This is a genomic window from Hafnia sp. HMSC23F03, from assembly GCF_001816025.1.
In the GTDB taxonomy this organism is placed as follows: domain Bacteria; phylum Pseudomonadota; class Gammaproteobacteria; order Enterobacterales; family Enterobacteriaceae; genus Hafnia; species Hafnia paralvei.
The window spans coordinates 33540-58417 of sequence record NZ_KV824217.1; the positions used below are offsets into that span (position 1 = coordinate 33540).

The following is a 24878-nucleotide window of genomic DNA, read 5'->3' on the forward strand; positions in this document are numbered from 1 at the left end:
TTAAATAAAAAAATATGCTCGCTAATAATATAACCCGCCAACAAAAACACCGCCCGAAGGCGGTGTTTCACGAGAGTCATGCGAGAATCTTAGCCCAGCAAAGACATCACCATGCCAGACATGCTGTTAGACTGTTTCAGCATCGACATACTGGTCTGTGCCAACATCTGCTGGCGCGTCATGGTTGACGCTTCAGACGCAAAGTCTGCATCACGGATGTTACCCAGCGCCAGTTCGGTGTTGTCCTGCATGTTTGCTAAGTTTGCAGAGGTGTGGCCCAAACGGTTGATGTTGGCCCCCAGAGATGAACGCAGGGAACCGACGTCTTTCAGCGCGCCTTCCAAGCTAGCGATAGCACCAGAAGCGTTAACCGCGGAATCCAAAGTCAACGCCCCCAGACCGGTACCAGCAACTGAACCACCACTTGGGTTGGTCGTTGCCGCTTTACCGATAGTCGCGGTTAAACCTGATAGCTCTTTAGATACATTAACGTTCAGTGTTTCTGCATTGCTAGAGCCAATCTGGAAGTTCAAACCGCTAGTACTAGCCAAACCAGTACTACCACTCAGCAACTTATTACCGCCGTAGCTGGTGTTACTCATGATGTTACCTAATTCTTTATTCAGCTCATTGAACTCAGACTGTAATGAGTCACGGTCTTCTTTAGAGTTGGTATCGTTCGCCGCCTGAGTCGCCAAATCTTTCATGCGATACATGATGTTGCTGACTTCATCGAATGCACCTTCAGCGGTTTGCAGCATGGAGGTTGCATCGGCGATGTTGCGTTTCGCTACGGTCATGCCGTTGGTCTGACCCTGTAAACGGGAAGCGATCTGCATACCCGCGGCGTCATCTGCCGCAGAGTTGATACGCTTGCCGGTACCCAGTCGTTCCATCGACGTAGACAGCAGGCTGTTGGATTTATTCAACGCGTTCGTAGAAGCCATGGAAGAGGCATTGGTAAAGATAGATAAGGCCATTGTGTCGTCTCCTTCAGGGAATCTACCTATTTAGATTCCGCATCACTTGTACAAAGAGAGAACGACACGATTGAGACGGGAGTTAAATATAAATTTGAAAATTTCCTACCACAAATTTAAATGAGGTACGTTCTCATTCTACCTATTGCGAGAAAAACCTATATCACACTCAACCTTTTACTATGCATCATAAATAGCACCATAAATAAAACTATAGTTAAGTTATATTAATAAGGAATCTTTTGACTTAAACCACACTGTCTAGTGAAACGAACTCACGGTAACAATGCAATAATTAAAAAATCAAAAATTTTATTAAAAGCGACACAAATCAGAAAATTCTTAAATGGTATTTCTATTATTTTAGGATTATTTTTGATGACAATTAGCAGACTAATAAAGATGAAAAAACCACACTAAATTAGATCAATGAACACAAAAAGATCACATATTTCACAATAATAAAATAAAGGTATCATAAAGGTACTAATCATTTACTTATAGACATAATTAGTCATAGATAGCGTGCAGAAATACATCGACAAACCTTGCACGTTGATATTTTATCGCGTAAAACAGTGCTATCGGAAGAGAATCTTCCTAAAAAGATTGATATAGACCAGACGCATTCCTCTACAAAGGAGTCGTTCTGAGAGCTCTAGGGCATAAGAACAAGGCGTTCTTCAGTCCCCCCGCAGCGAGCGGCAGTTCATTGACGAATTATAAAAGGAATTTTTTAACCTTATTTGCGTTAAGAGAAGCTCATCTGATCTCTCTAAATACACTTATTTTACACATTGATGGTTTAATGCCTCTGTAATTAAATGAATAAACGCTACTGTTCTGTTAATGATTGGCTTCTAGATATATCTACTGGTTCAATTCTTCATCTAAAAACCGGAGAAAGAAAAAGACTAGGTGAATATCAGCTAAAATTATTAGATATCCTGACTCAACATGCTGGAGAGATCCTCTCGCGTGAAGAACTGACCAATATGGTCTGGGAAAGACGAGTTATTGGTAATAATAGTTTACCAAATGCTATTCATGCTCTTCGTGCTGCGCTTGAAGATGATGGAAAACAGCAGAGAATAATCAAAACCATACCTAAAAAAGGGTATTTGTTAGAATCTTCCTACTGCCGATGCATTGATAAAGACCCTACTAAAAACAATGATAATAATGACGAAGACAGCGATGAAAATACAGCTAATGCGTTAGAACCCAATCAGTCGGGAACAGAAATCACGGTTGCAGAATCGGCCAGCCCCCTATTATTGCCGCCTATTGATGCACCATTACCATCATCTCAGATAGAAGCAGCCCCTAAAAATCTTGAAGAGCCGCATAAAAAGCACTCTTGGTTAGCCTACGTCGTTTTGGCCTTGGTCGTGGTATTGGTCAGCGGTACGGTTGCGTATAAGTACCTGACTGTATGCGATAAACCGGTGATTGCCACCCAGCAGGAAAACAACGTCTATAGCAATATTCGTCTATATCAAATCATCCCTAAAAGCGGTAACTCAAACTCTAAAGACTCGTTGTACACCAAGCTAAAGGGGACGCTATACCAGCTCAACCAGCGACTAAAAACAAAAAATATTTATATGGACGTTTACTATCAGGTGTCAGATCAGGCGCTGAGCTATACCTTTTCGGTGGAAACTACCTGTGAGAGTAAACAGCTAGCGATGACGATATACCATTGGCGAATTGACACACGACAGCTTAACACCCTGATTTTTCGCGAAACAGTGAGAAAAATAAATGAAATTCCAACCTGTCAGAAGTAACAAGCTGATATGGATACTCAGCTTATTTGTTTTGCTGATCGGCATCTTAGGATATACCGCCCTATCGCTGGCAACGCCAAGCCTACAGCCAAGGAAGGGCACTGTGCAGATGGGATTTTATGACCTCATGTCTCAGCAAAAAGAGCTTTACGACTCTCATCTCACCTCGGTGAACGGTACGATCCTCAACACCATCACCGATCCAAACGACACTCGCTTTGTGGTTAAAGGGAAATTTACCGAAACCAAACGTGAAATGGGGAAGGTGTATTACCTCTACTCACAGATCTACTATAGCAATCCTTATCGACGCGTGATGATCGATGGGCTAATTGATTTTATGCAGAATAACGAATTGTGGATGATCCCACTCGAGCTTGATGGTCAGCCACTGGTGATAGGCCAAACCGGAATGATATTTTTATATCCGCTCAATCACTGAAAACAGGCCTCTCGCGATGAGAGGCCAAACAATTTACCACTTACCCTAACAGATTTTTCACCGTACCTAAGCGCACATTTGCCTGCGCACTTAATGCCTGAGTGAGACGAGAGAACTGGCTACCGCTATTTTGCAAATGCTCTCCGAGCGTTTGAGAAACGGACAATGCCTGTTGAGGCTCATAGGGTGTCGCCATCCCTTCAATGCGCGTGCGCACACGTTCTTGTTGGAAACGTAGCTTCCCTCGCTGAAAGGTAATTTGCTCCAGCGCGGTTAACATTTCGGCTCCTCGCTCACGCAACCGCTCTGGTTGAGCAGCAATCTGCATTAGCGTATCGCCGATCGCAGGTTCCACCTGTGGCGTTAGCGCCGAAAAGGAGGTATTAAAACGCTTATCCTCACCGCGCACGCTTAGGTGGGAACTCACTCGAGCCCAACGCGATTCATCGACGCTAAAACTCACGCTGCCGTTGCCGTCTTGGCGGGCATGCACACCAAACCGGCCCAGCCCCTGATTCAAATGCATAACGACCTGACGCTCAGAGCCATTTTTGGGTAGCGTAACCGCCGCCATCTCCCGCTTATTGCCACCAAGGGAGAACACCAGTGTTTCCGCTTCACCGCTCTGAAGCAATTTATCGCTATCCGGCAGCGTAAAATTCACCTGCGATTTCCCTTCTAACGTAACGTTGAAGTGACGATCGACCGTATTACCGGAAATCTGAGCGCGATTATCCAATAGATTCAACAAACCTTTTGCCTGCTGACGAAGGGTATCCGGACGCGCTGAAGCGTGCGCCGCAGAATGGCGTAGCTGCAATAACTGGCTTTCGGTTTGGGATAAAAAACTATCTGCCTGCTGAACCGCTGTTAGCTGCTGATTGAGCTGAACGTTATAGCGCAGTGGACGCGCTGAAATCAGGGGCGATTCAGGAAAACTGGCCGGTAACGCAGTGGTATCAGCGACCCCGCGATTGCGAACCGACTGTGGTGCATCAATACTTCCCCGCGTCAGCGGGGAACTGGTTGAAGTCTGTAACGAAGAAGTACTAAGGCCAACTTGCATATCAGTTACATCATGCTAAAAAGTGAGAGCTGACTAATCATGCTGTACGCTTTATTCGAAATCTGCATTGAGTTCGAGTAAAGCTGCAAGTTAATCGTCGCAGTGGCTATATCAAGCCCCGACAAATCTTTTGCGACCAGATCGTTAGCGGTTTTAACATCGGTATGTGCATCATCAAGCATGGTTAAACGATTTTGGCGTCCGCCGAGGTCAGTGTAAATCGCCGACACTTTATCTGATGCACCTTTCACCGAGCCCATTAAGGCATTCAGTTCATCGGAGTAATCAGATACCGGAATGCTGGGATCCTGCATTTTCTCGCTGATAGCTTTTAAACGATTCAATACATCCAAATCGTCACCACTGCTGGAGAATGCGTGGCTTAGATTGGTGTTTTCAGTGATGTTTACGCCATTAGCCACCGTCGTTTCACGCGTACCGTTGTTGCCCTGATATTCATAGCGCTGCTCGGTTTCATTCCACATCACCGGCTTTTGATCGGTTTTGGTGCCCGCAAACAGGTAGCGACCGTCTTCGTTTTTCGAATTCATGGTTGCGACCAGAGAATCCAGCATGGAGCCGATCTCTTTGCCAAAGCCAGACATATCCTCGCTGCTATGAGTTTCGTTGGCGGCGGCAAGCAGTTTATCATTGAGAGAAGTCAGCTGATTATCCAGCGCCTTCACGTGTGATTCTTGCATCGACAAGTTGCCAGAGAGTCGCGAAATATTGCTCTGATATTGGGTGATTGCCGACTGTTCACGGTTGATTTGCACTAGGCGACTGCTGGCGATCGGGTCGTCAGAAGGGACGTTAACACGCTGCAACGTAGACAATTGCTCCATCAGTTTATTCATTCGGGTGCCGTTCTGCCCCATCTGATAAAGCATTGCATTAGAGTTATAAAGGCTGCTGACTCGCATTTTTATTCCTTAATCAAAGAAGATTTAATAAATCAGAGAAGATCTGATTACCCGTCGCAATCACCTTCATGTTTGACTGGTAGGCATTCATGTAGACCTGCAGATTCATCGCCTCTTCATCCTGATTGACCGCGCTCAGGTTATCTCGCTGGTTTTGTGCCTCGACATAAACGGACATCGCCGCATCGGCTTCCGTTTTATTCTCTCGGCTAGCAATACCGATGGTGCTAATAATGGCAGCGGCACCTTCATTGATACTCATGTTGCCCATTCCACCGATATCTACTTTTTGGTTTTTCAACTCGATAAGTAAATTCAAGTTATCACCATTACCGGTTTCATCAGCCTTGCCAGAGAGCGCCAACTCATCCGGTTTGATGTCGGTCACAGTCAGCATGCCAGCTGGATTATTAAGATCGAAATTAAACAACGGCTTACCCGGCTGACCATTGAGATCGAAACCTTTGCCCAGTTGGTCATTAAACATAGTCGCAATCGCTTCAGCCATGCCCTGAACCGACTCCTGCATCTCTTTCAGGGAGCCCTGCTCATAATCATTCAACGCGCCTAACTGCCCCCCCACTGACGAGTTCAAGGTAAATTCCGATCCCGCATATTTCAGCGTCAACATTTGGCTACCGTCAGACTGCGTTGTCGAGGCTAATTGTCCCGAACTGCGACCATTAACCAACGGCTGTCCACTTGGAAGCGCAACGATGTAGTTGCCTTTACTATCTTCCGTGACCTTCACATCAACCATGCCGCTCATCTGCTTCACTAACTCATCACGCTGATCGCGCAGTACGCTAGTGTTACCACCGGTTGACTCCAACTCAGCTATCTTTTGGTTATAGCCCGCAATGTTTGAGCTCAATGTATTGATGCTCTCGACCGTAGAATTGCGCTGGCTACTAATGGACGTTTTTTGGCTATTAATAAAATTGTTAACGTTATTAAAACGCGTCGAAAGGGACTGTGCTTCATTAATCAGTTGCTGGCGCAGCGCGGGGGAATCTGGCTGAGTCGTCAATTCGCTTAGTGAAGCGAAAAACTTATCAATACCGTTGCCAAGGCTCGTGCTGTCCGTACCGACCACCGACTCCAACGCACCGAGATATTTCTGGCCAGCATCGTAGTAATTAGCCTTACTGTTGGTGCTCCAAACTTGGCTGATCAAATATTGATCGGAGATACGTCGAATACTATCTACCTGAACCCCATTCCCAGCAGACAGACCCACTGCCCCCATTGGCCCAATAGCGCTTTGAATTATACCCTGACGGCTATAGCCCGGCGTCAGCAGATTATTGATGTTCATGCCGGTCGTATTCATACCCGCTTGTGCGGCCTGCATGCCGCTAAAAGCGTTACTGATTAAGCTCATGATGATTCCTGTCCACGGCTAATTACGGGGATAACGGGAGTAGAAAGCTCTACTGGTGGTTGTGTCTCTTGATTATCAAAAGCGACATTCCCCTTCTGAAACTTAAGCGAACGTTCCATCCCCTGAACCTGAGGGTCAAGCTGGCTAATCAACATATTGGCAATGCCGCTGCTACGCTGCGAGGCCAACTGCGAGGCCAGCTTGTCATCGTAAAAGTCACGCATCATGCGCTGCTGTTTACTGTTGAACGGATCATTATCCGCCGCCAGCGCATCTGACGCCTTACGCATCTGCTGCATCATGGAACGCAAAAACATCGCCTCAAACTGTTCGGCGGCCTGCTCTAGATTCTGAGCCTTCAGCGTGCCAGTGAAATCTCCGGGTAACACAGTGCTTTGGCGATTAACTGCATCAATCATGGCGTTTATCCTTAAATAACCACGAGTTCAGCGTCTAACGCGCCGGCTTCGTGTAATGCCTGTAAGATTGCCATGGTGTCGTCAGGTGCCGCCCCCAAGCTGTTGATGGTATTAACAATACTGCGCAGGCTTGTTCCTGCCGCAACGGTGACCATCTGGCCTTGACCGCGCTGCACGTCGATATCGCTCTGTGGCGTGGTTACCGTATTACCATTGCTGAAGGCATTTGGCTGGCTGACATTACGGCTCTCACGAATACTCACGGTCAGATTGCCGTGAGAAACCGCAGCCGCGCGCACTACGACACCATCACCGATAACAACGGTTCCAGTTCTAGCATTGAACACCACGCGCGGTGGCTGTTTACCCGCGTTAATCTGCACCTCTTCCAACATCGACATAAAGGCCACGCGAGCACCTGCATCTTGCGGCGCACGCACGACTACGTTGGTGGCGCTTTGCGCCGTGGCAGTATTGGCACCAAACGCCTGATTGAGCGCTACGGCAACGTTATTAGCCGTTTTAAAACTGGGACGCTTCAGATTTAGCGTCACCAAATTACTCACTTGAAAATCGCTGGGAATTTCACGTTCAATAGAGGCACCGTTCGGCACGCGTCCCACAGTTGGGGTATTCATAGTGATACTTGAACCGCTATCACCTTCGGCTTTGAACCCACCCACGACAACGTTGCCCTGCGCCAAAGCATAAACTTCACCATCGGCGCCACGCAGTTGGGTCAGCAACAAAGTGCCCCCGCGCAGGCTTTTCGCGTCTCCAATCGAGGAAACCGTGATATCAATGGACTGCCCACGGGCATACATCGGCGGCAGCGTAGCGCTAATGGCGACCGCAGCCACGTTTTTTACCTTCGGATCTATCTTGGCCGGAAGCTGCACACCAAACTGGCGCAGCATATTGGTGACCGATTGGCTGGTGAACTTCACCTGATTTTTATCACCAGTACCGTCTAAACCCACCACCAGACTGTAACCAATGAGCTGGTTGCCACGCACGCCTTGCACATCGACCAACGAGCCTAAAGGCTGTGCCATAGAAATAGCACTCCATACAAGAGTGACAACCAGCGTAAGGAATCTGCACATGTTGAACATCTCCTGAGTTAAATAGGGAACAGCGGATGGTTAAAGATCCGTGTTAGCCAACCCGCAGCGTTGGAATCACTCAACGCTCCGCGACCTGCATATGAGATGCGCGCATTGGCAATTCGCTGCGAGGAGATAGTGTTATCACGCTCAATATCATCGGTACGCACCAGCCCCGTCACTCGCATATACTCATCGCCCTGATTCAGCGTCAGCCATTTCTCACCGCGCACCACCAAGACGCCGTTTGCCAATACTTTGTGAACTGCCACGGTGATAGAACCACGCAGCATATTTTGCTGGGCGGAAGAGGCATTACCGTTAAAGGAACGATCTGCGCCAATAGCACCACTCAGCTTTTCTACTGAGTGACCAAAGGCTTCCGGTGCAGCGATAGACGCGTCATTCTTCTTGCCGAAGTTGGTGCGAGCCTGTTTGCTGGACTGCGTAGACTCATCAAGTCGTACCGTCAGAATATCCCCCACCCGATAGGCGCGGCGATCCTGAGTCAGAGACCAGTTGTAGCCGGCGTTGTATAGCCCGCCCCCCTGAACTGCAACAGGCTGCTGCAATGTATCCTCTGGCGGCGCATAAGCCGCATCATCCTTGTGTACCAGCAGCGCTGGACTTTCACAGCCCGCTAGCGCCATCAACAGGACACACATCAACATCTGCTTTTTCATAACGTTCTTCGCTTTACTCTTTCAATCTGACGCCGTTACAGCGACTGAGTGACAAACTTCAACATATCATCCGCAGCCGAAACCATTTTCGCGTTCATTTCGTAAGCGCGTTGAACGGTGATCATATCGACCATCTCTTCAACGACTTGCACGTTTGAACCCTCTAATGTTCCTTGCTCCAACTGACCCAATGCATCTTCGCCAGGGACCCCTTCGACGGCCTCACCACTCGCCGCCGTTTCACGATAGAGATTGCCCCCCATGGCCTCTAAACCAGCCGGATTAACAAAGTTCACCAGCGTAATTTGCCCAAGCTCAACCGGATCGGTTTCGCCCCCAACGGTGGCGGAAACCGTGCCGTCTTTGGCAATAGAAAGTTCTTTCGTATTCGCAGGCAATTCGATAGCGGGCACCAGCGGTAAGCCTGCAGCATTGGTTACAACGCCGTCGGCGTTAACCTGTAAATTGCCTGCGCGGGTATAGGCAATGTCGCCATCGGGCGTTTCGACCTGAAAGAAACCTTGACCCGTGATTGCCACATCCATCTGCTGCTTGGTGATTTGCATACTGCCGACGGAGAACTCTTTTTGCGTTCCGACAATCTTCACACCGGTACCGTACTGAATACCGGTTGGGGCCACGTTGTTCTGATCGAGTTGCGCACCCGGCGCGCGCTGTGTTTGATAAAACAAATCATCAAACATGACGCGATCGCGTTTAAAACCAGTGGTATTCACGTTCGCTAAGTTATTAGAGATAGCGCTCATTTTTGCGTCTTGCGCCGCAAGTCCGGTTTTACTAATCCATAACGCTGGATTCATAGCTTTCCCTTAAAAGAAGTATTTCCTTTAAAACCCAAAAGATGATCAAACATCCACTTCGATACCGCCCTATAAAGACAGCGTCGGAGTAGAGTGAGTGGATAAAATTAGCTGCCACGGATGAGGCGATTTCCAGCCGTTGCCAAATCTTCAGCCGCCTTCATCATCTTGATTTGGGCTTCAAATTGACGGTTTAACGCAATGCTGGAAACCATTTCGCTGATAGCCGAAATATTGCTGCTTTCCAGGTGTCCTGCTGCAATCTCAACGGCATCGCTACGCGGGTTATTCTGAGCCGCGCTAATCAGCAAACCATCAGCGTTCTTAGAGAGCTGATCGGCAGGAATATCAACCAGTTTGATACGGTCGACATCCATAGCGGCATTGACATCGCCGTCTTGCGGAACGATGGTGATGGTGCCGTCATCGCCGATAGAAAGATCGGAAAACGGAGGTAAAATAACCGGACCGGTTTCGCCAATCACAGGGCGACCGTTGATGGTGAGATCTCCATCGGGGCTTACGTCCATCTGACCGTTACGGGTGTAAACCTCACGTCCACCGCTACGCACCGCGATCAAGCCATCGCCTTTAATAGCGATATCCAACTCACGTCCGGTATCTCTTACCGCGCCCGGCGTCATATCAACACTGCTGTTCTGCTGCTGCACCAGATAGCGCGAGTCATAGCCCGAACCTAACACCTGTTGTGACATAGCGCTTTCTAAGTCGCCGCGAAACCCACTGGTATTCACGTTCGCCAGATTGTTAGAGTGGATCTGCTGTTGAGACAGGCTGCGATTAGCCCCACTGACGGCGGTATAAATTAAGTGATCCATTAGACCGCCTGGAACAGTGCCGACATCATGCTGTCATTGGTGCTGATCACTTTGGTATTTGCCTGATAGTTACGCTGCGCGGTCATCAAGCCAACCAGTTCAGAGGTCAAATCAACGTTAGACTCTTCTAGCGCACCAGATTTAATAGAACCTAATAGGCCAGAACCCGGAGCGCCAGTCAGAGGCGTGCCTGAAGCCGAAGTTTGCGCCCATGTGGTGCCATCCTGTGAAGCTAAGCCGTTAGGATTGGCGAAGTTCGCCAAAACCAACTGCCCTTGCAACATACGTTCACCATTCGAGAAGGTGGCATACACAAAACCCTCCTCATCGATTTGCTGACCGGTTTTTTCACCGGAAGCATAGCCATCACCCTGATTTTTGGTCACGGAGAAATCAGAACCATACTGGCTGGTGCCTGCGTAGCTCATTTCTATTTTCAATGGCTGTGCACCTGGAATATCCAGATTTAGGTCGATAGAACCATTTGGCTTTGACAGTACGCCTTGTTCGTTAAACGTGATTTCTTGGCTTGCCGGACTGGTCATCGCGACATCATCCATGTAGTAGTAGCTTGTCCAAGTGTTTTCACCGGTTTTAACAAAGTACTGAGACAGCGTGTGCTCGCGGCCTAGAGAGTCATAAACCTGTGTGGTATAGGTATTGTTATAAGAAGTGCTGTCTTTGGGATCGAACGTTGTGGTTTTCGGAACTTCCGCGTTAGCATCCAGATTCGCGGTAAAGTCCAGTGAGCCCGTCGCCTTCGCTGGAATGGCGCCACTGCTGATAGACAAATTACCGACGTTCCCCACTTGCAGTACGCCGTTAGCATCAACCGGATAGCCTTGCAGGTTCATCCCTAGGTTATTGATCAGGTTCCCGTTGCTGTCAGTGCCAAAATAACCCGCTCGGGTATATGCCTCTGTGCCCGCGCTATCGCGAACCACGAAGAAACCGTTACCTGAAATGGCCAAATCCAACGCGCTCGCAGAAGCTGTAATGTTGCCACCACGGGTAATACTTTGGGTCACGCCGCTTACGCCCACACCCAACGGTTGAGACTGTGCATACAACGCAGAAAACTCGGCGCGACCAGATTTAAACCCCACAGTGCCGGAGTTAGCGATGTTGTTACTGATTGCACTGAGCTGCTGAGTAATGGCATTCAAGCCAGTCGTTGCGATACTAAAACTCATAGAATCTTTCCTGCTCCAAAATAGGTTAGTGTCCGAAAAAGTTCCGTTTCGAAAATTACGCTTTGCGAGTGTCGGGAGTAGACGATGGGCTATTTGCGCCAAACTGGCTGATATAGTTGTAAGGCACCTCACCCAAACCGGCGATATTAAGCATGGTGGCACTGCCATCGAGTGGAATACGCACGTTGTTCACCACACCGCCAACCTCAATGGGAACCGATTCTTCGCCGGTGTCAGTCACCACACTCAGCGTGTATTTCCCTTCAGCCAAGCCCAGTTCTTTCGGATCAATTTTGAAATCGACCTGACCTGCTTCCTGCTTGCCTAGTTCAATCTTGTGCTCTGTACCGGCTGAGTCTTTGACGTAGACCGTGACCACTCCCGCAGCATGTTCCAGCGATAAACGGCCGTCGATCACAGTGCTTCCATCGGTTTGAACTTTGTCGGTTTGCACCATCACCTTTTGTCCGACCAGATTGCCGGTAGACAGGGTCTGCAGGTTTGACATCAGCACCGCATTGTTTTGCATCAGCGCGGACATGGACTCCATCGACTGCACCTGAGAAAGCTGTGCCAACTGGCTGACATACTCGGTGCCATCGGTTGGGTTTAACGGATCCTGATTCTGGATCTGAGCCACCAACAACGTCATAAACAGATTATTCATACTGGCTGCGCTGTTATCGTTATCGGCTACGCGGCGGTTATAGCTCGAGGTATCCGCATAGCTTTGTGCATCATTTACATTCATGCTTAGGCCTCTCCAAGTCTCAGTAGACTCTGCTGCATACTTTTCACACTGTTAAGAACTTCGACGTTGGTTTCAAAGCTGCGGGTTGCCGACATCATGTCTGCCATTTCTTCCACCACGTTGACGTCAGGATAGAAAACGTAACCCTGCTCATTGGCCATCGGATGATTCGGTTCATAACGCTGTACCGCACTCCCCGTTTCAACCACGTCCATAATTTGCACACGCGCTCCGGCCAACGCTCGGTTGTCCATCAGCTCACTGTTTTGATACACCGCAGCAAATACTGGGCGGCGAGCTTTATACACGGCCCCTTCGTTGTCCGCAGGCGATTCAGCGTTCGCCAGATTACTGGCGATCGTGTTCAGCCGAACGGTTTGCGCCGTCATCGCCGAACCTGAGACGCGATAAATATCCGTAAATGCCATTGTCCATTGCTACCTAAATCAGTTACTTACCGTCAATTGCCTTTTTAAGGCCCACAAACTTCATGTTTAAAAACGCTAAGCTGGTTTGGTAATCCAGTGCGTTTTTCGAGAACTCAGCCTGCTCGACATCGAGGGCAACCGTATTGCCATCACTAGCGGGCTGATAAGGCACGCGATATTTCAGCTCTGCTGCATTGCTAGTCGAAAAGTTCAAACTCGAACGTTGCATCTCAGCGGCAAAATCAATATCTTTAGCCTGAAAGTTTGGGGTATCGACGTTAGCTAAGTTCGCCGATAACAGCTCTGCTCGGGAAAGTCGAAGCTGTACCGCCTGTGGATGAACACCTAACGCTCTGTCAAAACTTAAGCCCACTAAAACTTCCTCTGATCGTATCGTTGTAAGACGTTGTTTCTCTGCCATTTGCTGCTGTCCACTTCTGATATAGCAATTACCATGCCAGAGTTATAACGATATGATTAATAAACAAATTAAACCTCTAATTAGCGGCGCTAGGAAAAATCTCTTCCTTCCGCAAAATACCCTCGGTAAAGCCTTACTGATCCTTGGGTTATGCACCCTTCCGCTCGCCACTGGCTGGGCGATGAAAGCCAATTCCAAACCCAGCACTTCCAGTGCGCGTAAGCAGATCTATGCCCTTGCGGTAGACGTTGCGACAGCCGATATCAACCGAGAAGCCAAGCGCAAAAACTGGAAGGACTTCAACGCCAAAATGAACGTATTTATTCCTTCAGAGGTCAGTCGTTATCGCGTATGTAGCCAGCCATTGCAGGCAGCGTTGCCGACCGGCGATAAACGTGACCTTAGCCGTCTGCGTTACGATATCCGCTGTGAAGATGCCAACGGTTGGGAAGTTGACGTCACCGTCAAGCCTGACATCTATTTGCCGGTGATCGTGGCTAAAAATACCCTCGAACGCGGCACCGTGATTTCCCCCTCCGACATTGAGCTAAAAAAACGCAATATCTCCAGCAGTCGCGCTGGCGTTATCACCAATCCTGATGAGGTTGTCGGTTTGACGGTCAAACGGCGCATTCGTGATTTACAGCCAATTAGCCCTGCTCAGCTCGAGCAGCCGATCATGGTTGAACGCGGCCAACGCGTCATGATGATTGCCGAACAAGACGGTATCGAAGCGCGCACAATGGGAGAAGCGATGAAAAAGGGTCGTAAGGGCGACATGATCAAAGTAAAAAACGAGAGTAGCCAACGAGTCGTGAGCGCCGTCGTCGATAACATGGGCGTGGTACGCATGCTTTATGCACCGGGGCAATAAAGTTTCGACTTAGATAATTAAGTTTTGCTGTTTGCGGGTCGCTATAGTTCGGTATGGAAGGAAGACTTCCGCTTCTAGCCAATATCACGAATCGATAGGACTAGCGGTTAAACTTGCGCAGCCAAACAAAATGACCCACGGGATACCCGTTTCGGAGAGATGCAATGAAAGTAACCCCAAGCCAGTACAACCTGACTCAGGCCGTAAACAACGCCGCAAATACCCAAAGTGTCAGTGCGGAATCTACGACCCCGCTACGTACTCAGGCTGCTGCTCCGGTTGATCCGGTATTGGGTGAAGCGCAATCACAACTTGCTGCGATGCCGGAAGTGGATATGGCACGCGTAACCGCGATGAAAGATGCCATCAGCGCCGGAAAAATTGACATCAATCTGGACGAACTCACGCTCGCCATAGAGAAATATTACAAAGGGTAAAAAGGACTATGACTACGCCTGCGCAAAAGGTTAATACGCTAATCCAAGATATCGTCAGCGATCGCAAAATCTACATTGAGCTTATCGCTCTGCTAGAGCAACAGCGCACCTTGATCGTCGCACACAACGCAGCCGACCTCTCCACGCTAAATGAAAAGCTGGTTGCCCACTACCAACGCTTAACGGAAAGTGCGCAAAAACGTCACCAAATTTTGCAGTCACTGGGTGTCACCGGTGGGCGCAAAGGAATTGCCGATTTGTTCGCTCGTCTACCAGAACAGCACCAGTCAAAGGTAAATGCGCTTTGGTTAGATTTGGAACAGCAAGCAAAGCGCTGCAAAGATATCAACGAACGCAACGGTATTATGCTGCACATGCAGCAAGACATTCTGAACAATCTGCTCAACGCCGACCAACCGGAAGCGTATTTGTATCAGGCAGGGTGAGCCTCGACAGACCTTAAAATACTTATCTAAATCTGCTGTAGGATTATCATGCTAGACAGTCAAACCATTTGGACGACTTCATGAAGGGTTTTGTGATCGAAGGCTTGGGCTATGCCAATTTTTTTGCTCGTATTACGGCAGGGTTAAGTGAAAGTGAGAGGCGAAAAATCGTTTTCTTTGTACGTGATGATGAGGCATTTAATTTTATCGCCCAAAGAGCGCCAAGTTGCCAATTATATCGAATCCCCGATAATGCCAGTGCCCCTGAGCCAGAAAATATAGCGCAAAGCAAACCTGCGTTATTCAAAAGAATTCATCGGGATATAACCCAGTCTTTTGAACACCTGATAGGCGGCGTTGACTACGAATCGTGCTGGCGGTGTTATTTTTCTACCCTAATGTATTTCTCCTATGTCATAAAAGAACTCAATATTACCAAACTCATTATGTGTAGCGGATGCGGCCTTTACTCAAAAGCAGCGGCGACTGCTAGCTATATTCTTCAAATTGAGACTCGCTTTATCGAGCTGGCTAATTTACCTGGGAAGGTTTTTATCGATCCACAAGGAACCAACGCGAGTTCAAGGCTCGCTTCTCGGCCTGAATTACTCGATAGCTATCCCGATGTTGATCCCGTAAAGCATCATCGCTGGATGAAAAAATACGTCGAGGAAAAACGTAAAACACTTCCACAGGCGCAGGGAAACCCACTTTCTTCACTTATCGCACATATATCGCATCAGACGGTGTTAGATTCAGGAAAAGCCTTCATTTTCCTACCATTACAAGTTTCCAATGACGCTCAGCTTTGGATGTATGCCAAGCATAAAAATCAAGATGCCATTGCCCATGCCGTAAAACGCGCAACTGAATCAGGCTGTATGCTTGCGGTAAAGATACATCCTGCTGAAATGTCAGAAGACGAAATAAAACATATTGAAAGATTACGTACTGAGTTAGGTTTTTATTTAACCCTAGAAAGTACTAATGAGCTCATCCAGCAAGCTGAAAGCGTTATTACCATTAACTCAACGGTGGGATTAGAAGCGATGCTGTATGACAAGAAAGTTGAAATACTGGGTGAGTGTTTCTATAAACATTTTAATGCCTCACGGCTGAAAAAATATATCCATCATTATCTGTTTTCTGACGTTCACTTCTTTGGCAACTCAATCATTAATCGCAAAACTGCGCAGGCATTTTTAGCTCGATAATTTCCCCGACAATGGTATGCCCCACACCATTACCGGGGAGATCTTGTTAGTTTTCTGTATTAGAAAACAATCTCTTGCTGAGAAAAAACATACATCGGACTGGTTTGATAAAAACCGTCTACATTTTGCAGCGTAGGGTCACACAGGTGTAGCTGGTAGCTTTGTATATCAATGAGTGCGCGATATACATGAGGATGTGTCGCACTCACTAATTGGTAAAAGCCGACGAGAGCATCAGCATACAATTCAGCAAAGATAATCCGAGGAGGGCACAATTTTAGCGTACTGATAGCACCACGCAATGCGTCTATTTCTGCACCTTCAATATCCAATTTCCACACATCAAATCGACCATGCTCCTCCACTAAACGGTCAATTGTTGTGGTATTAATCTGCATTTTTTTGAGTTCTGTGCCGTAAACCTCTGGAAATATTTCCACCAGCTCGGGTTTAATACTCGAGCCTTGATTATGACTTTGGGAGAGCATAATTTCAGCTTGACCGTCCTCTGCAGAAACTGCTTTTTCTACCGTAATCAGATCGTTGCCAGCCAGCGTGCTTAGCCTGTCGAATAGATACGGTACCGGCTCCAATGCCACGACTTTCTTTGCCCCCAACGCCAAAAAAGTCAGCGCGGTATAACCAATATTTGCGCCAGCATCCAATATATGATCTTCCGGTTGAATAAAGCGTTCAAATAGCAAGTTATCTACATCGGACTGTGGATGACGTACCTTTAATAAGCACTTAGCTGCATACATACGCTCATGAGCGTTATTCAGTTCAAAGATGATCTCTCGGTTTGCCAATGGAAACGAGACATAACCTTGCGGCTGGATGATGGGTTCTAAATCCCAAACGTGTATAGTCGACACGGAACGCATATAACAGGCTCTCTGGTTAACCAAAAAATCTTAAATAAAAAGCATCCTCTGAACCACAAACGAAGCAATTAGCCAGAGGATGGAAAACGATCAGAGCAACGCCAGTCCCGTCAATAAGCTGTAATCCGCGGTATGATCCGCATTTGACGGTATAGCCTCATTCTGATGCCAAGCAAAATAGGCACTGAACAACGTCACGATATTGCCTTCGGTAAGTTCAGCGTTATCAGTCAGCCACATTGCACATAACATTTTCAGGCGGAAGAAGTGGCGAGCGAGAGCTAAGAAAGATTCACCGTAATTATTGGTGGAGGAGCCTGGGAACACCGAGTGATACAGGCAGTACAACAGCACATTACGCAGAATATACGGATGCTGAACAAACAGCGTCTGGGTTTGCCACGCAGCGTCCAGTTGCTGTAATCGTTCGGCTAAACGTGCGGGCTGCATAATGGCTAACTCACTCAGTTTCAACATCATCGACATTTTTTGGGCTAACGGCAGATTAAGATTCAAACGCATTGCCCCCATGCCTTGCAGCGCCTCTAGACGGCTTTCAACAATCGGTGGCAGCATGCCCAGCTGTTGTTGTAATACGTTTTGCTCGGCCAACAGCGTCAGTTGCTCACCCATTGATGCAATCTGTTCACACGACTTATCACCCTGATCGGATAGCGCCTGCGCTTTGCTTATCAACACGCCTATGGCATACAAGCTGCATGATAAATCCATCTTTGGATGGATCGCCAAGTTAATACACTGCTGATTCATCTGCTCAAGCCACGGACTTAGCGCTTCTTCAGCCATTGCCTGCGCCTGTGACGGATGCAAGATAAAAGCGTCTGGGTTAAACAGTGTCTCACGTAAGGCACTTTCGCAGCCCAGTAGCAAGCTTTCACGCTCCTGATTCAGGAAACGTTGGGTCACCATCGGAAACTCCCCCTGCGCGGTTTTACATGCAGGGCAACCGCAAGACTCATCACGAGCGGAAAAACGAGCGACGTACTCAGGCTGATAACTCTCAATCAGTTGCATTTAAATCTTCTCCCAAACAATGCCGACGGCACCGTTCTTCATTTAGGTTTTCTAAAGAACCAATGGGTGCAGTCGATCTCTTTATCCTGCAGGTAATCCCAATCACGGTTCAGATAAGCAAAGCTGGGATGAAACGCCAGCCAACAATGTTGTTGCATCAGCTCTTTCCAGCGCATATCCATACGTCCAGCTTTGGGTTCTGTACCCTGTTGCAACGCGGCTAAACATTCGCGGTAGTGAGCCAGTAGCAGGGGGTAATAAGTGCCGTTAACCGCATACGCACAGCCACATAGCGCATCACGAACGCGCCCCACAGAAGGCAAGCTTTCCATCATCTGCATATCAAAATGCTTCGCGCCGAGTAACAACACGTTCCATTCAATATTTGGCAAGGCCTGAAGCAAGCCGTTCACATTCGCCACGGTGTTTTCTTTTTTTACAAACTGGATAGCAGCATCCAATATCAGTACGTTACCCCAGCCTTCCTGCTGGGCTTGTTCTAGCAGCGCACAATGTGTCTCTAACTCAGCAATTTCACGAGATGAACCCGCCCGTTTCGGCAAGCAAACCAGCCGTTCGGCCGGTATGCCAAAAGCAACCAATGCCTGACACTGCGCGATCAATACTTCTTCTAAAGCGGAATCGAACAGCACGACAATTTTCTCAAAACATTCCCAGTAAACAGGCTTGGTTGAAGGGGTATGGCTTAAACGTCGATAGTGCGCCAGCAAGTTGGCATCCTTCACAAAATCTTCCAAAGTCAGCTCAACCGGCTCGCAGCTGGCCATAATGAAGTCTTTGTCATAGGTATTAGCACTGTGGGACACGCACAAAATGGCGCGCAATGGATCAATCTGTAACACAGGGGCCGTAAAATTATTAAGAAACCCCTGTTCTTCGGCCAGCATGGCTTCGTGCTCATAGCGATGCTTTTTTAGAAAGTTTTTATGGTATGCAAAAGTGCCGTTTAGCGCGTGATTGGTTCCAAAGGGATGTGTGCGATAAATTTTATTCAAATGGCTATACCAGACGTAGATCTGATCAGAGCCAGAAAATAGCGCATTATTTCGTTGTAACTCGCCCACTTGATACGAGATTTTTTGCGGCGAATAGTAGTCATCGTCGTCGAAACAGACGATATATTCCCCAACAGCGAGGTCGTTTAGCATGTTGCGCTTTTCGCCCAGCATCAAACTATGCTCACTGTGGATATAGCGCACGTTTTCTACACTGCTATCCACCAGCATATCGACTAAATCTTGGCTGCTGTGTGCTGAATCATCCAGAATAATCAACTCGCGGCGGTCGGCGGGATAATCCTGATACTGATAGATGTAAAGCAGATAGGGCAAAAACTCACGGCGGTTGAAGCTGGGGCACACTACGCTAACGAAAGGCTTTTTCCCTTCGACTCGTCCACCGCTTTGCCGCTGAATCAGCGTGCTCATCAGATTAGCTGAGGTGTTTTTTGGGCTTTTATTCACAATCATATTCCATTGACGTGGGTTAGCGTATTGCGGCCTGACGACGCAACCAACATTGAGCGGAGATACCGTCAGTGACTTTCTGCGCCTGCCGCTCACGTTCGCGCGTGGCTAAATCACGACGCTGTTCCAACACCAACTCCACACTTTTCTCACGACGAGCTTCATGAATTAATTCAGCCTGTAACTGCTTGGCCTGAATATCAGCTAATGCCTGTTCCTGTTTTTGCCATTCGATGACACGTTGAATATTTTTCTTGTAGCCAGACTGGTTGTTCATCAACAACGCCGAGCAACCTCCCACTGGCTGTACGCCCGCAGAAAGCTCGGTGAGCGCCGCAATATTGCGCTCATAGCGCTGGCAAAGTTGTTTCTGTGAGGAGAGCCGACCGCTGATGTCTTGCACCGCGCGATTACGCAGCTGACGCAGCTGTTCCAACGTCGTAATAATTTTGCTCATTGGGATAATCCACTAGTCATACCGATATCAAGCCCGCGCCAAAAGGCACAGATCGCTGATGGTGCCGTCGAGCAACGCCGCATCAGCGACTTCTTGCTGTAAGAAGCTGTGTATCGCCGGAGAGAGTTTTACCGCCCGATCTGCCGTGGAGTCTGCGCCAACAACATATCCCCCCAGAGGGATCAGCGGTTTAATGCTCATATATTCGGCATATAGCTGTTTCAGCGTTCGCGCAGCACGCTGATGCTCGCGCTGTGTGACCTGACTCATACAGCGACTGATCGACTGACCAATATCAATAGCGGGATAATGCCCGGCTTCAGCCAAATGGCGCGATAACACAATGTGACCATCAAGAACCGCGCGAGCGCAGTCGACGATAGGATCCTGCTGGTCATCACCTTCCGCCAATACGGTATAAATAGCGGTCATGGTGCCGTTACCCGTACTGTTACCTGCGGTTTCCACCAGCTTAGGAATAATGCCAAATGCTGATGGTGGATAACCTTTGGTGGCGGGAGGCTCGCCTAATGACAGTGCAATCTCACGCTGTGCCATCGCATAACGAGTCAGCGAATCCACCAGCAACAGCACGTCTTTGCCTTTGTCGCGGTAGTAGCTGGCAATGGAATGGCACAGTTCAGTCGCTTTAATTCGCATCAGCGGCGATTCGTCCGCTGGCGCTGCGACGATAACGGACTTTGCCATCCCCTCTGCGCCGAGCGAATTATCAATGAACTCTTTGACTTCTCGGCCACGCTCACCGATTAATCCCACCACCACGACTTCCGCTTGGGTGTAGCGCGTGATCATGCCAAGCAGCACGCTTTTACCCACGCCACTGCCCGCCATCAGACCAACACGTTGACCTTTACCAATCGTCAGCAATCCGTTGATCGCTCGCACGCCGACATCCAGCGGCTCTTCCACCGGACGGCGCGTTAGAGGATGAATTTGTGCAATCTGAGGTGGTAATAGAGTATCGCCGCCGAGCTTACCTTTGGAATCAAGCGGTTCGCCTAATCCGTTGACCACACGCCCTAGCCACTGGTCGCCAATCAGCACACCGTCGTCTTTTTCAGTTGGGAATACGCGCGCCCCCGCGATCAGCCCCGCCGGATGTTTGAACGGCATCAGATAGGTGACATCACGGTCAAAGCCCACCACCTGCGCATCCATTAAATCGTGTTCGGTGCTTTCCACGCGGCAGAGCTGCCCTATCGCTAAACGACACCCAACACACTCAAGCAAAATGCCGTTGACACGAACCAGACGCCCAGCGACCCGTGCCAGATTAATGTTTTCAATGGATTTAAGCGCTTGCTCAAAATCAGTGTTTATCATGCCGCTTGCTCATCGGTCGCATCAGGCAGCAAACTACTTTGCAGCACGTCCATACACTGATCGAGGCGGTGCTGACAGCCAATGTCCATCTCTGTCGTATCCGTCACTACGCGGCATTCGCCCGGCGCCATTTCAGCGTCAGCACACAGCCCCCATTCACGGGCTTTATCCGGTTCGGCCTCGCTAATACGGCGGAACTCTTCGGCGTTTAGATACACTTTAATCTGATCTGGGATCTGCGGCAGGCTACTGAGAGCCTCTTCCACCAGCGCTAGCATCTGGGTTGGTTGCAACGTTAGCTCGCAGCGAATGACCTGGCGAGTGACCTTTTCAACCAGTTGTAATAACTCTTCACGGCGGCGTAATTCATAGCTTTCGAGATAGCATTGTAGCTGTCTAGCCAAAGTATCGATGGGTTCTGCGGCCTCTAGAAACTGCTGCTTGCCAGCCTGCTTTCCCTCAGCAAGACCTTTACGCATGCCCTCTTCAAAGCCTAGACTTACGCCTTCCTGATAACCTTCCTCTTTGCCTTCCTCAATACCCTGAGCAAAACCGCGGTTTAAACCATCCTGAAAACCATCCATCAGTTGTTTTTGATACTCTGCCGGATCGAGTGACAATGCCGGTTCACCACTTTCACTCATCATGCTATTGGTCTTTTGCCAGCTTTTACGCAGGGGCGGAAATTTATGCTGGCGTGGAATTGTTTGACCCGAGGTAGCCACACGACGACTATTCAGCGAAGCAAATACTGATTTTTGATTTTCTTTATACATCGCGATTATTCCACGGTCTGTTCAGCAAATAGCTGCACCTGAATTTCGCCCTCTTCAGCTAACGAACGCACAGAGCTCATGATCTCTTTGCGCACCTGCTCGATACGGCTAACCGGAACCGGCCCAAGACGAGCGGTGGTACTTTGCAGTAATTGAACCTGGCGTTTAGGCATAACGTTGAAAATCGACTGGCGTAACACCGTTTCGGTACCTTTCAGTGCCACGGCCCAATCTTCAATCGGAATTTCATCCATCAAACGCTGCAGCGTGGCGGTGTTCTGGCGACTGAGGATGAAGAATTCGTACATTTCATCTTTCAGCTCATCCACAACGTCTTCGTCACGCTCACGCAGTTGATCCAATAAAATCTGCTGATTAGTAGGGATACGGTTCATTATGTTGGCCGCATGCTTAATGCCGGTGACTTTAGAACCGTGTTCAGATAGCACTGCCACGCCGCGTTCAATCAGACGATCGAGCTCATCGATCACGTCGCGATTAACGTCATCCAATTTGGCAATGCGATAAACGACTTCGTCCTGACGCTCTTCCGGCAGATAAGTCAGAATACCTGCGGCCACTTCAGGGGGCAGGAAGGCCAAGAAAACAGCCTGTAACTGTAAGTGCTCTTGCTCAATCAACGCTGCCAACTGTGGTATATCCACCCACTGTAGGCGAGCCATACGATAGCGGATCTCATCGCCATAAATGCCGTTGATAACGCTGCGCGCAATTTCCCCGCCGAGCGACTTTTCCAAGATTCCCTGCAAATAAGTGCGTGATGCACCATTGATACCGCTTTGCTCTTGATAATCTTGGAAGAAATTATTCATGGCCTGACGCGCCTGAGCCACTTTCACCCCATGCATGCGCGCCATAGTTTCGCTGATGCGAATGACCTCTTCACGACTAAGCTTTTGCATCACCGTCGCCGCAGCGGCTTCACCAATACTCAGCATCAAAATAGCTGCCTGTTCCAATCGGCTGCGCTCACCGTTGGCGATGGTTCTACTATGATTGTTTTGTGCTATCACGCTCATTACTGTTAATCCATTGTTTCAATACTTCAGCCACTCGCTCGGTTTCGCTCTGAGCCAGCATTTGCATATATTCCACCTTGATCTCCAGTCCGGAGCTTTGCGGCGGCAAATTGTTGTCTTCTTGGAAGGCGATGGCATTTGGTAGCCCTTGAGTTAGCCCTTCATCCGTGGTCACCATTTCGTTTTCCAGCAACTTGCTGTCTGGCGTTTCATCGGCAATGGCATCAACGGTGATCGGCTCACGTTGCTGACCCAATCGACGAGCTATCGGACGAATACCAAACAGCACGGCTAACAAGGCAAGAAAGCCCATACCGCCCATCTCACCCCAGCGCTGAATCGCCGGATCCTGCCACCAGGTCATCACCGGCAGATCAAGATCGTTTGGTGCGGTGAACGCCATCATGTCGAGCGTTAGCGAATCCCCACGATCGCGGCTGATCCCTGCGGCATCTTCAATCAATTTAGTAAGATTGGTAACCTGAGCGGGCGTCCACTCGGCCAATGCAGGAGCCGCCTTATTCAGCACAATGGCAACCGTCATTTTTTCCAACTTGTAACCCGGATGACGGATATGGCGAATATCTCGGTCGTAAGCATACGTACGCTGCGCCTGATTGCGCGTTGAGAGTGCCTGCTGATTATTGTTCTCTGTGGGAGCAGTGCCTGCCGCCGGAGCCGGAGGAACCGGACGATTGCTCAATGAGCCCGGTACGCCCATCGCCAATTCATTGGTGGTATTTTCCTGATTCATATTTTCATTGCTGATGCGCGGATCGCCGCCGAGGCGCTCCTGCGTCTCTTCAACGCTGCTCATGTCCACCTGTGGCACCACGCTGATGCGATAGTTGGAAGTACCTACAATCGAGCTCAGCAAATTGGCAATGTTCTTTTCCGTATCAACTTTGAGGCGATTAACGACATCGTTACCCTGACGAATACCTGCAATGCTGGTATTCCCAGCTTGGAAGCCCTCAGACAGCAATGTGCCGTTTTGATCGACTACGCGCACGTTTGCCACTTTCATACCAGGAATACTGCCCGCGACGAGTTGTACTATCGCACCAACCTGTTGGTCATTTAGCGTTTTACCATAGCGTAACCGCACCGCCACGGAGGCACTGCTATCGGGTTTATTACTCAACACAAACGAGCTGGATTCCATTAGCCCCAGATGTACGCGCGCATGCTCAACAGGATCGAGTCCCATGATGGTCTGCGCCAGCTCACCTTCCAAACTACGCTTATAACGGACATTCTGGATAAACTGACTGCTACCGAGCATCTCCTCTTTATCCATCAGCTCATAGCCACTAGGCATCATCGCGGTGATCCCTCTAGCGGCCAAAGCCATACGCGCTTTAGGCAACTTGCCTTCATCAATCAGAAGCTGACCGTTATCTGGGTTAACCCGATAGGCGATATTTTCCGCACCCAATACCTCAACGACCTGTGAGACAGGGACATTTTCCTGAGAACCAAACAGCGCGACATAACCCTGATTACTGCGCCATAAAGAAATGACAATGGCGCCGGTCAGCACAACGGCTGCAGCACCTATCATCAACATATTTTTATTAATGCCCTGCGGTAAGGCCGGGATTCTGGCTTTAATTTTGTTTAACACTGACTAAC

General features: G+C 48.8%; 26 protein-coding genes and 1 pseudogene. 6 read left to right on the top strand and 21 right to left on the bottom strand.

Annotation, left to right across the window (positions count from 1 at the left end):
* Nucleotides 1-89 precede the first annotated feature (89 nt).
* Nucleotides 90-980, bottom strand: coding sequence for a flagellin N-terminal helical domain-containing protein (locus tag HMPREF3091_RS09245; RefSeq protein ID WP_070715445.1), 891 nt, complete (start codon nucleotides 978-980; stop codon nucleotides 90-92).
* Between the two features lie 824 nt (nucleotides 981-1804).
* Between HMPREF3091_RS09245 and HMPREF3091_RS09250 the strand changes: the two genes are divergently transcribed.
* Nucleotides 1805-2773, top strand: coding sequence for a winged helix-turn-helix domain-containing protein (locus HMPREF3091_RS09250; RefSeq protein ID WP_070715447.1), 969 nt, complete (start codon nucleotides 1805-1807; stop codon nucleotides 2771-2773).
* Complete coding sequence (locus HMPREF3091_RS09255; protein ID WP_083321398.1) at nucleotides 2748-3215, top strand: hypothetical protein; 468 nt, start codon at nucleotides 2748-2750, stop codon at nucleotides 3213-3215. Before HMPREF3091_RS09250 ends, HMPREF3091_RS09255 begins: the two co-directional genes overlap by 26 nt.
* A gap of 40 nt (nucleotides 3216-3255) precedes the next feature.
* Here the strand turns inward: HMPREF3091_RS09255 and HMPREF3091_RS09260 are convergent, their stop codons facing one another.
* The 12 genes and pseudogenes from HMPREF3091_RS09260 to flgB form a co-directional block, all read right to left on the bottom strand.
* The gene (locus tag HMPREF3091_RS09260; protein ID WP_004096859.1) at nucleotides 3256-4281 is read right to left on the bottom strand and encodes a hypothetical protein; all 1026 of its coding nucleotides are present in this window, start codon (nucleotides 4279-4281) and stop codon (nucleotides 3256-3258) included.
* Between the two features lie 5 nt (nucleotides 4282-4286).
* Nucleotides 4287-5204 (bottom strand): flagellar hook-associated protein FlgL, encoded by a 918-nt coding sequence (gene flgL, locus HMPREF3091_RS09265; protein WP_071778751.1) that lies wholly within the window; start codon nucleotides 5202-5204, stop codon nucleotides 4287-4289.
* Between the two features lie 13 nt (nucleotides 5205-5217).
* Complete coding sequence (flgK, locus tag HMPREF3091_RS09270) at nucleotides 5218-6588, bottom strand: flagellar hook-associated protein FlgK (protein ID WP_004096863.1); 1371 nt, start codon at nucleotides 6586-6588, stop codon at nucleotides 5218-5220.
* A gap of 137 nt (nucleotides 6589-6725) precedes the next feature.
* A pseudogene (locus tag HMPREF3091_RS09275) lies at nucleotides 6726-7007 on the bottom strand (rod-binding protein); the annotation flags it as partial.
* A gap of 11 nt (nucleotides 7008-7018) precedes the next feature.
* Complete coding sequence (locus HMPREF3091_RS09280) at nucleotides 7019-8113, bottom strand: flagellar basal body P-ring protein FlgI (protein ID WP_035504301.1); 1095 nt, start codon at nucleotides 8111-8113, stop codon at nucleotides 7019-7021.
* A 17-nt stretch (nucleotides 8114-8130) separates the two neighbouring features.
* A complete protein-coding gene (flgH, locus tag HMPREF3091_RS09285; protein WP_004096868.1) occupies nucleotides 8131-8796 on the bottom strand; it encodes a flagellar basal body L-ring protein FlgH in 666 nt (221 codons plus the stop codon).
* A gap of 35 nt (nucleotides 8797-8831) precedes the next feature.
* A complete protein-coding gene (gene flgG, locus HMPREF3091_RS09290) occupies nucleotides 8832-9617 on the bottom strand; it encodes a flagellar basal-body rod protein FlgG (protein WP_004096869.1) in 786 nt (261 codons plus the stop codon).
* 107 nt (nucleotides 9618-9724) lie between these two features.
* A complete protein-coding gene (flgF, locus tag HMPREF3091_RS09295) occupies nucleotides 9725-10456 on the bottom strand; it encodes a flagellar basal-body rod protein FlgF (RefSeq protein ID WP_004096871.1) in 732 nt (243 codons plus the stop codon).
* Nucleotides 10456-11649, bottom strand: a complete 1194-nt coding sequence (flgE, locus tag HMPREF3091_RS09300; protein ID WP_004096873.1) for a flagellar hook protein FlgE — start codon at nucleotides 11647-11649, stop codon at nucleotides 10456-10458. The genes flgF and flgE overlap by 1 nt, the downstream gene beginning before the upstream one ends.
* 55 nt (nucleotides 11650-11704) lie before the next feature.
* The gene (flgD, locus tag HMPREF3091_RS09305) at nucleotides 11705-12400 is read right to left on the bottom strand and encodes a flagellar hook assembly protein FlgD (RefSeq protein ID WP_004096875.1); all 696 of its coding nucleotides are present in this window, start codon (nucleotides 12398-12400) and stop codon (nucleotides 11705-11707) included.
* A 2-nt stretch (nucleotides 12401-12402) separates the two neighbouring features.
* On the bottom strand, nucleotides 12403-12828 hold the full coding sequence (flgC, locus tag HMPREF3091_RS09310) for a flagellar basal body rod protein FlgC (protein WP_004096881.1): 426 nt from the start codon (nucleotides 12826-12828) through the stop codon (nucleotides 12403-12405).
* 22 nt (nucleotides 12829-12850) lie between these two features.
* Nucleotides 12851-13201, bottom strand: a complete 351-nt coding sequence (gene flgB, locus HMPREF3091_RS09315) for a flagellar basal body rod protein FlgB (RefSeq protein WP_035504302.1) — start codon at nucleotides 13199-13201, stop codon at nucleotides 12851-12853.
* Between the two features lie 100 nt (nucleotides 13202-13301).
* On the opposite strand from flgB, the gene flgA reads away from it, so the two are divergent.
* From flgA to HMPREF3091_RS09335, 4 genes are all read left to right on the top strand, one after another.
* A complete protein-coding gene (flgA, locus tag HMPREF3091_RS09320) occupies nucleotides 13302-14123 on the top strand; it encodes a flagellar basal body P-ring formation chaperone FlgA (protein WP_083321399.1) in 822 nt (273 codons plus the stop codon).
* A 164-nt stretch (nucleotides 14124-14287) separates the two neighbouring features.
* Nucleotides 14288-14560 carry a flagellar biosynthesis anti-sigma factor FlgM gene (locus tag HMPREF3091_RS09325; protein ID WP_070715449.1) on the top strand — a complete coding sequence of 91 codons (273 nt, stop codon included), beginning with the start codon at nucleotides 14288-14290 and terminating at the stop codon, nucleotides 14558-14560.
* An 8-nt stretch (nucleotides 14561-14568) separates the two neighbouring features.
* A complete protein-coding gene (locus HMPREF3091_RS09330; protein WP_004096889.1) occupies nucleotides 14569-15006 on the top strand; it encodes a flagella synthesis protein FlgN in 438 nt (145 codons plus the stop codon).
* Nucleotides 15007-15086: 80 nt separating this feature from the next.
* Entirely contained in the window at nucleotides 15087-16220 is a 1134-nt protein-coding gene (locus HMPREF3091_RS09335; protein WP_070715451.1) for a capsular polysaccharide export protein, LipB/KpsS family, read from the top strand.
* A 59-nt stretch (nucleotides 16221-16279) separates the two neighbouring features.
* Here HMPREF3091_RS09335 and HMPREF3091_RS09340 read toward each other — a convergent pair whose 3' ends face one another.
* The 8 genes from HMPREF3091_RS09340 to fliF form a co-directional block, all read right to left on the bottom strand.
* Nucleotides 16280-17104 carry an FkbM family methyltransferase gene (locus HMPREF3091_RS09340; protein ID WP_070715453.1) on the bottom strand — a complete coding sequence of 275 codons (825 nt, stop codon included), beginning with the start codon at nucleotides 17102-17104 and terminating at the stop codon, nucleotides 16280-16282.
* Nucleotides 17105-17194: 90 nt separating this feature from the next.
* Nucleotides 17195-18139: a hypothetical protein gene (locus tag HMPREF3091_RS09345; RefSeq protein ID WP_070715456.1), complete on the bottom strand. Its 945-nt coding sequence runs from the start codon at nucleotides 18137-18139 to the stop codon at nucleotides 17195-17197.
* A 38-nt stretch (nucleotides 18140-18177) separates the two neighbouring features.
* Nucleotides 18178-19629, bottom strand: a complete 1452-nt coding sequence (locus HMPREF3091_RS09350) for a glycosyltransferase family 2 protein (protein ID WP_070715458.1) — start codon at nucleotides 19627-19629, stop codon at nucleotides 18178-18180.
* 16 nt (nucleotides 19630-19645) lie between these two features.
* A complete protein-coding gene (gene fliJ, locus HMPREF3091_RS09355; RefSeq protein WP_004096897.1) occupies nucleotides 19646-20083 on the bottom strand; it encodes a flagellar export protein FliJ in 438 nt (145 codons plus the stop codon).
* 27 nt (nucleotides 20084-20110) lie between these two features.
* Entirely contained in the window at nucleotides 20111-21427 is a 1317-nt protein-coding gene (gene fliI, locus HMPREF3091_RS09360) for a flagellar protein export ATPase FliI (protein WP_070715459.1), read from the bottom strand.
* The gene (gene fliH, locus HMPREF3091_RS09365) at nucleotides 21424-22203 is read right to left on the bottom strand and encodes a flagellar assembly protein FliH (RefSeq protein WP_083321400.1); all 780 of its coding nucleotides are present in this window, start codon (nucleotides 22201-22203) and stop codon (nucleotides 21424-21426) included. Before fliH ends, fliI begins: the two co-directional genes overlap by 4 nt.
* A gap of 5 nt (nucleotides 22204-22208) precedes the next feature.
* The gene (locus tag HMPREF3091_RS09370; protein WP_004096903.1) at nucleotides 22209-23243 is read right to left on the bottom strand and encodes a flagellar motor switch protein FliG; all 1035 of its coding nucleotides are present in this window, start codon (nucleotides 23241-23243) and stop codon (nucleotides 22209-22211) included.
* The gene (fliF, locus tag HMPREF3091_RS09375) at nucleotides 23215-24870 is read right to left on the bottom strand and encodes a flagellar basal-body MS-ring/collar protein FliF (RefSeq protein ID WP_070715462.1); all 1656 of its coding nucleotides are present in this window, start codon (nucleotides 24868-24870) and stop codon (nucleotides 23215-23217) included. Before fliF ends, HMPREF3091_RS09370 begins: the two co-directional genes overlap by 29 nt.
* Nucleotides 24871-24878: the final 8 nt, after the last annotated feature.

Excerpts from the sequence above, each read along its gene's own strand:
- flgC (WP_004096881.1), bottom strand. The coding sequence starts at position 12,828 with ATGGCATTTACGGATATTTATCGCGTCTCAGGTTCGGCGATGACGGCG.
- HMPREF3091_RS09260 (WP_004096859.1), bottom strand. The coding sequence starts at position 4,281 with ATGCAAGTTGGCCTTAGTACTTCTTCGTTACAGACTTCAACCAGTTCC.
- flgH (WP_004096868.1), bottom strand. The coding sequence starts at position 8,796 with ATGAAAAAGCAGATGTTGATGTGTGTCCTGTTGATGGCGCTAGCGGGC.
- flgL (WP_071778751.1), bottom strand. The coding sequence starts at position 5,204 with ATGCGAGTCAGCAGCCTTTATAACTCTAATGCAATGCTTTATCAGATG.
- HMPREF3091_RS09245 (WP_070715445.1), bottom strand. The coding sequence starts at position 980 with ATGGCCTTATCTATCTTTACCAATGCCTCTTCCATGGCTTCTACGAAC.
- HMPREF3091_RS09370 (WP_004096903.1), bottom strand. The coding sequence starts at position 23,243 with ATGAGCGTGATAGCACAAAACAATCATAGTAGAACCATCGCCAACGGT.
- fliI (WP_070715459.1), bottom strand. The coding sequence starts at position 21,427 with ATGATAAACACTGATTTTGAGCAAGCGCTTAAATCCATTGAAAACATT.
- HMPREF3091_RS09335 (WP_070715451.1), top strand. The coding sequence starts at position 15,087 with ATGAAGGGTTTTGTGATCGAAGGCTTGGGCTATGCCAATTTTTTTGCT.
- fliJ (WP_004096897.1), bottom strand. The coding sequence starts at position 20,083 with ATGAGCAAAATTATTACGACGTTGGAACAGCTGCGTCAGCTGCGTAAT.
- HMPREF3091_RS09250 (WP_070715447.1), top strand. The coding sequence starts at position 1,805 with ATGAATAAACGCTACTGTTCTGTTAATGATTGGCTTCTAGATATATCT.
- HMPREF3091_RS09345 (WP_070715456.1), bottom strand. The coding sequence starts at position 18,139 with ATGCAACTGATTGAGAGTTATCAGCCTGAGTACGTCGCTCGTTTTTCC.
- flgA (WP_083321399.1), top strand. The coding sequence starts at position 13,302 with ATGATTAATAAACAAATTAAACCTCTAATTAGCGGCGCTAGGAAAAAT.
- fliH (WP_083321400.1), bottom strand. The coding sequence starts at position 22,203 with ATGTATAAAGAAAATCAAAAATCAGTATTTGCTTCGCTGAATAGTCGT.
- flgK (WP_004096863.1), bottom strand. The coding sequence starts at position 6,588 with ATGAGCTTAATCAGTAACGCTTTTAGCGGCATGCAGGCCGCACAAGCG.
- HMPREF3091_RS09340 (WP_070715453.1), bottom strand. The coding sequence starts at position 17,104 with ATGCGTTCCGTGTCGACTATACACGTTTGGGATTTAGAACCCATCATC.
- flgD (WP_004096875.1), bottom strand. The coding sequence starts at position 12,400 with ATGAATGTAAATGATGCACAAAGCTATGCGGATACCTCGAGCTATAAC.
- HMPREF3091_RS09280 (WP_035504301.1), bottom strand. The coding sequence starts at position 8,113 with ATGTGCAGATTCCTTACGCTGGTTGTCACTCTTGTATGGAGTGCTATT.
- flgF (WP_004096871.1), bottom strand. The coding sequence starts at position 10,456 with ATGGATCACTTAATTTATACCGCCGTCAGTGGGGCTAATCGCAGCCTG.
- HMPREF3091_RS09325 (WP_070715449.1), top strand. The coding sequence starts at position 14,288 with ATGAAAGTAACCCCAAGCCAGTACAACCTGACTCAGGCCGTAAACAAC.
- HMPREF3091_RS09350 (WP_070715458.1), bottom strand. The coding sequence starts at position 19,629 with ATGATTGTGAATAAAAGCCCAAAAAACACCTCAGCTAATCTGATGAGC.
- HMPREF3091_RS09330 (WP_004096889.1), top strand. The coding sequence starts at position 14,569 with ATGACTACGCCTGCGCAAAAGGTTAATACGCTAATCCAAGATATCGTC.
- flgG (WP_004096869.1), bottom strand. The coding sequence starts at position 9,617 with ATGAATCCAGCGTTATGGATTAGTAAAACCGGACTTGCGGCGCAAGAC.
- HMPREF3091_RS09255 (WP_083321398.1), top strand. The coding sequence starts at position 2,748 with ATGAAATTCCAACCTGTCAGAAGTAACAAGCTGATATGGATACTCAGC.
- flgE (WP_004096873.1), bottom strand. The coding sequence starts at position 11,649 with ATGAGTTTTAGTATCGCAACGACTGGCTTGAATGCCATTACTCAGCAG.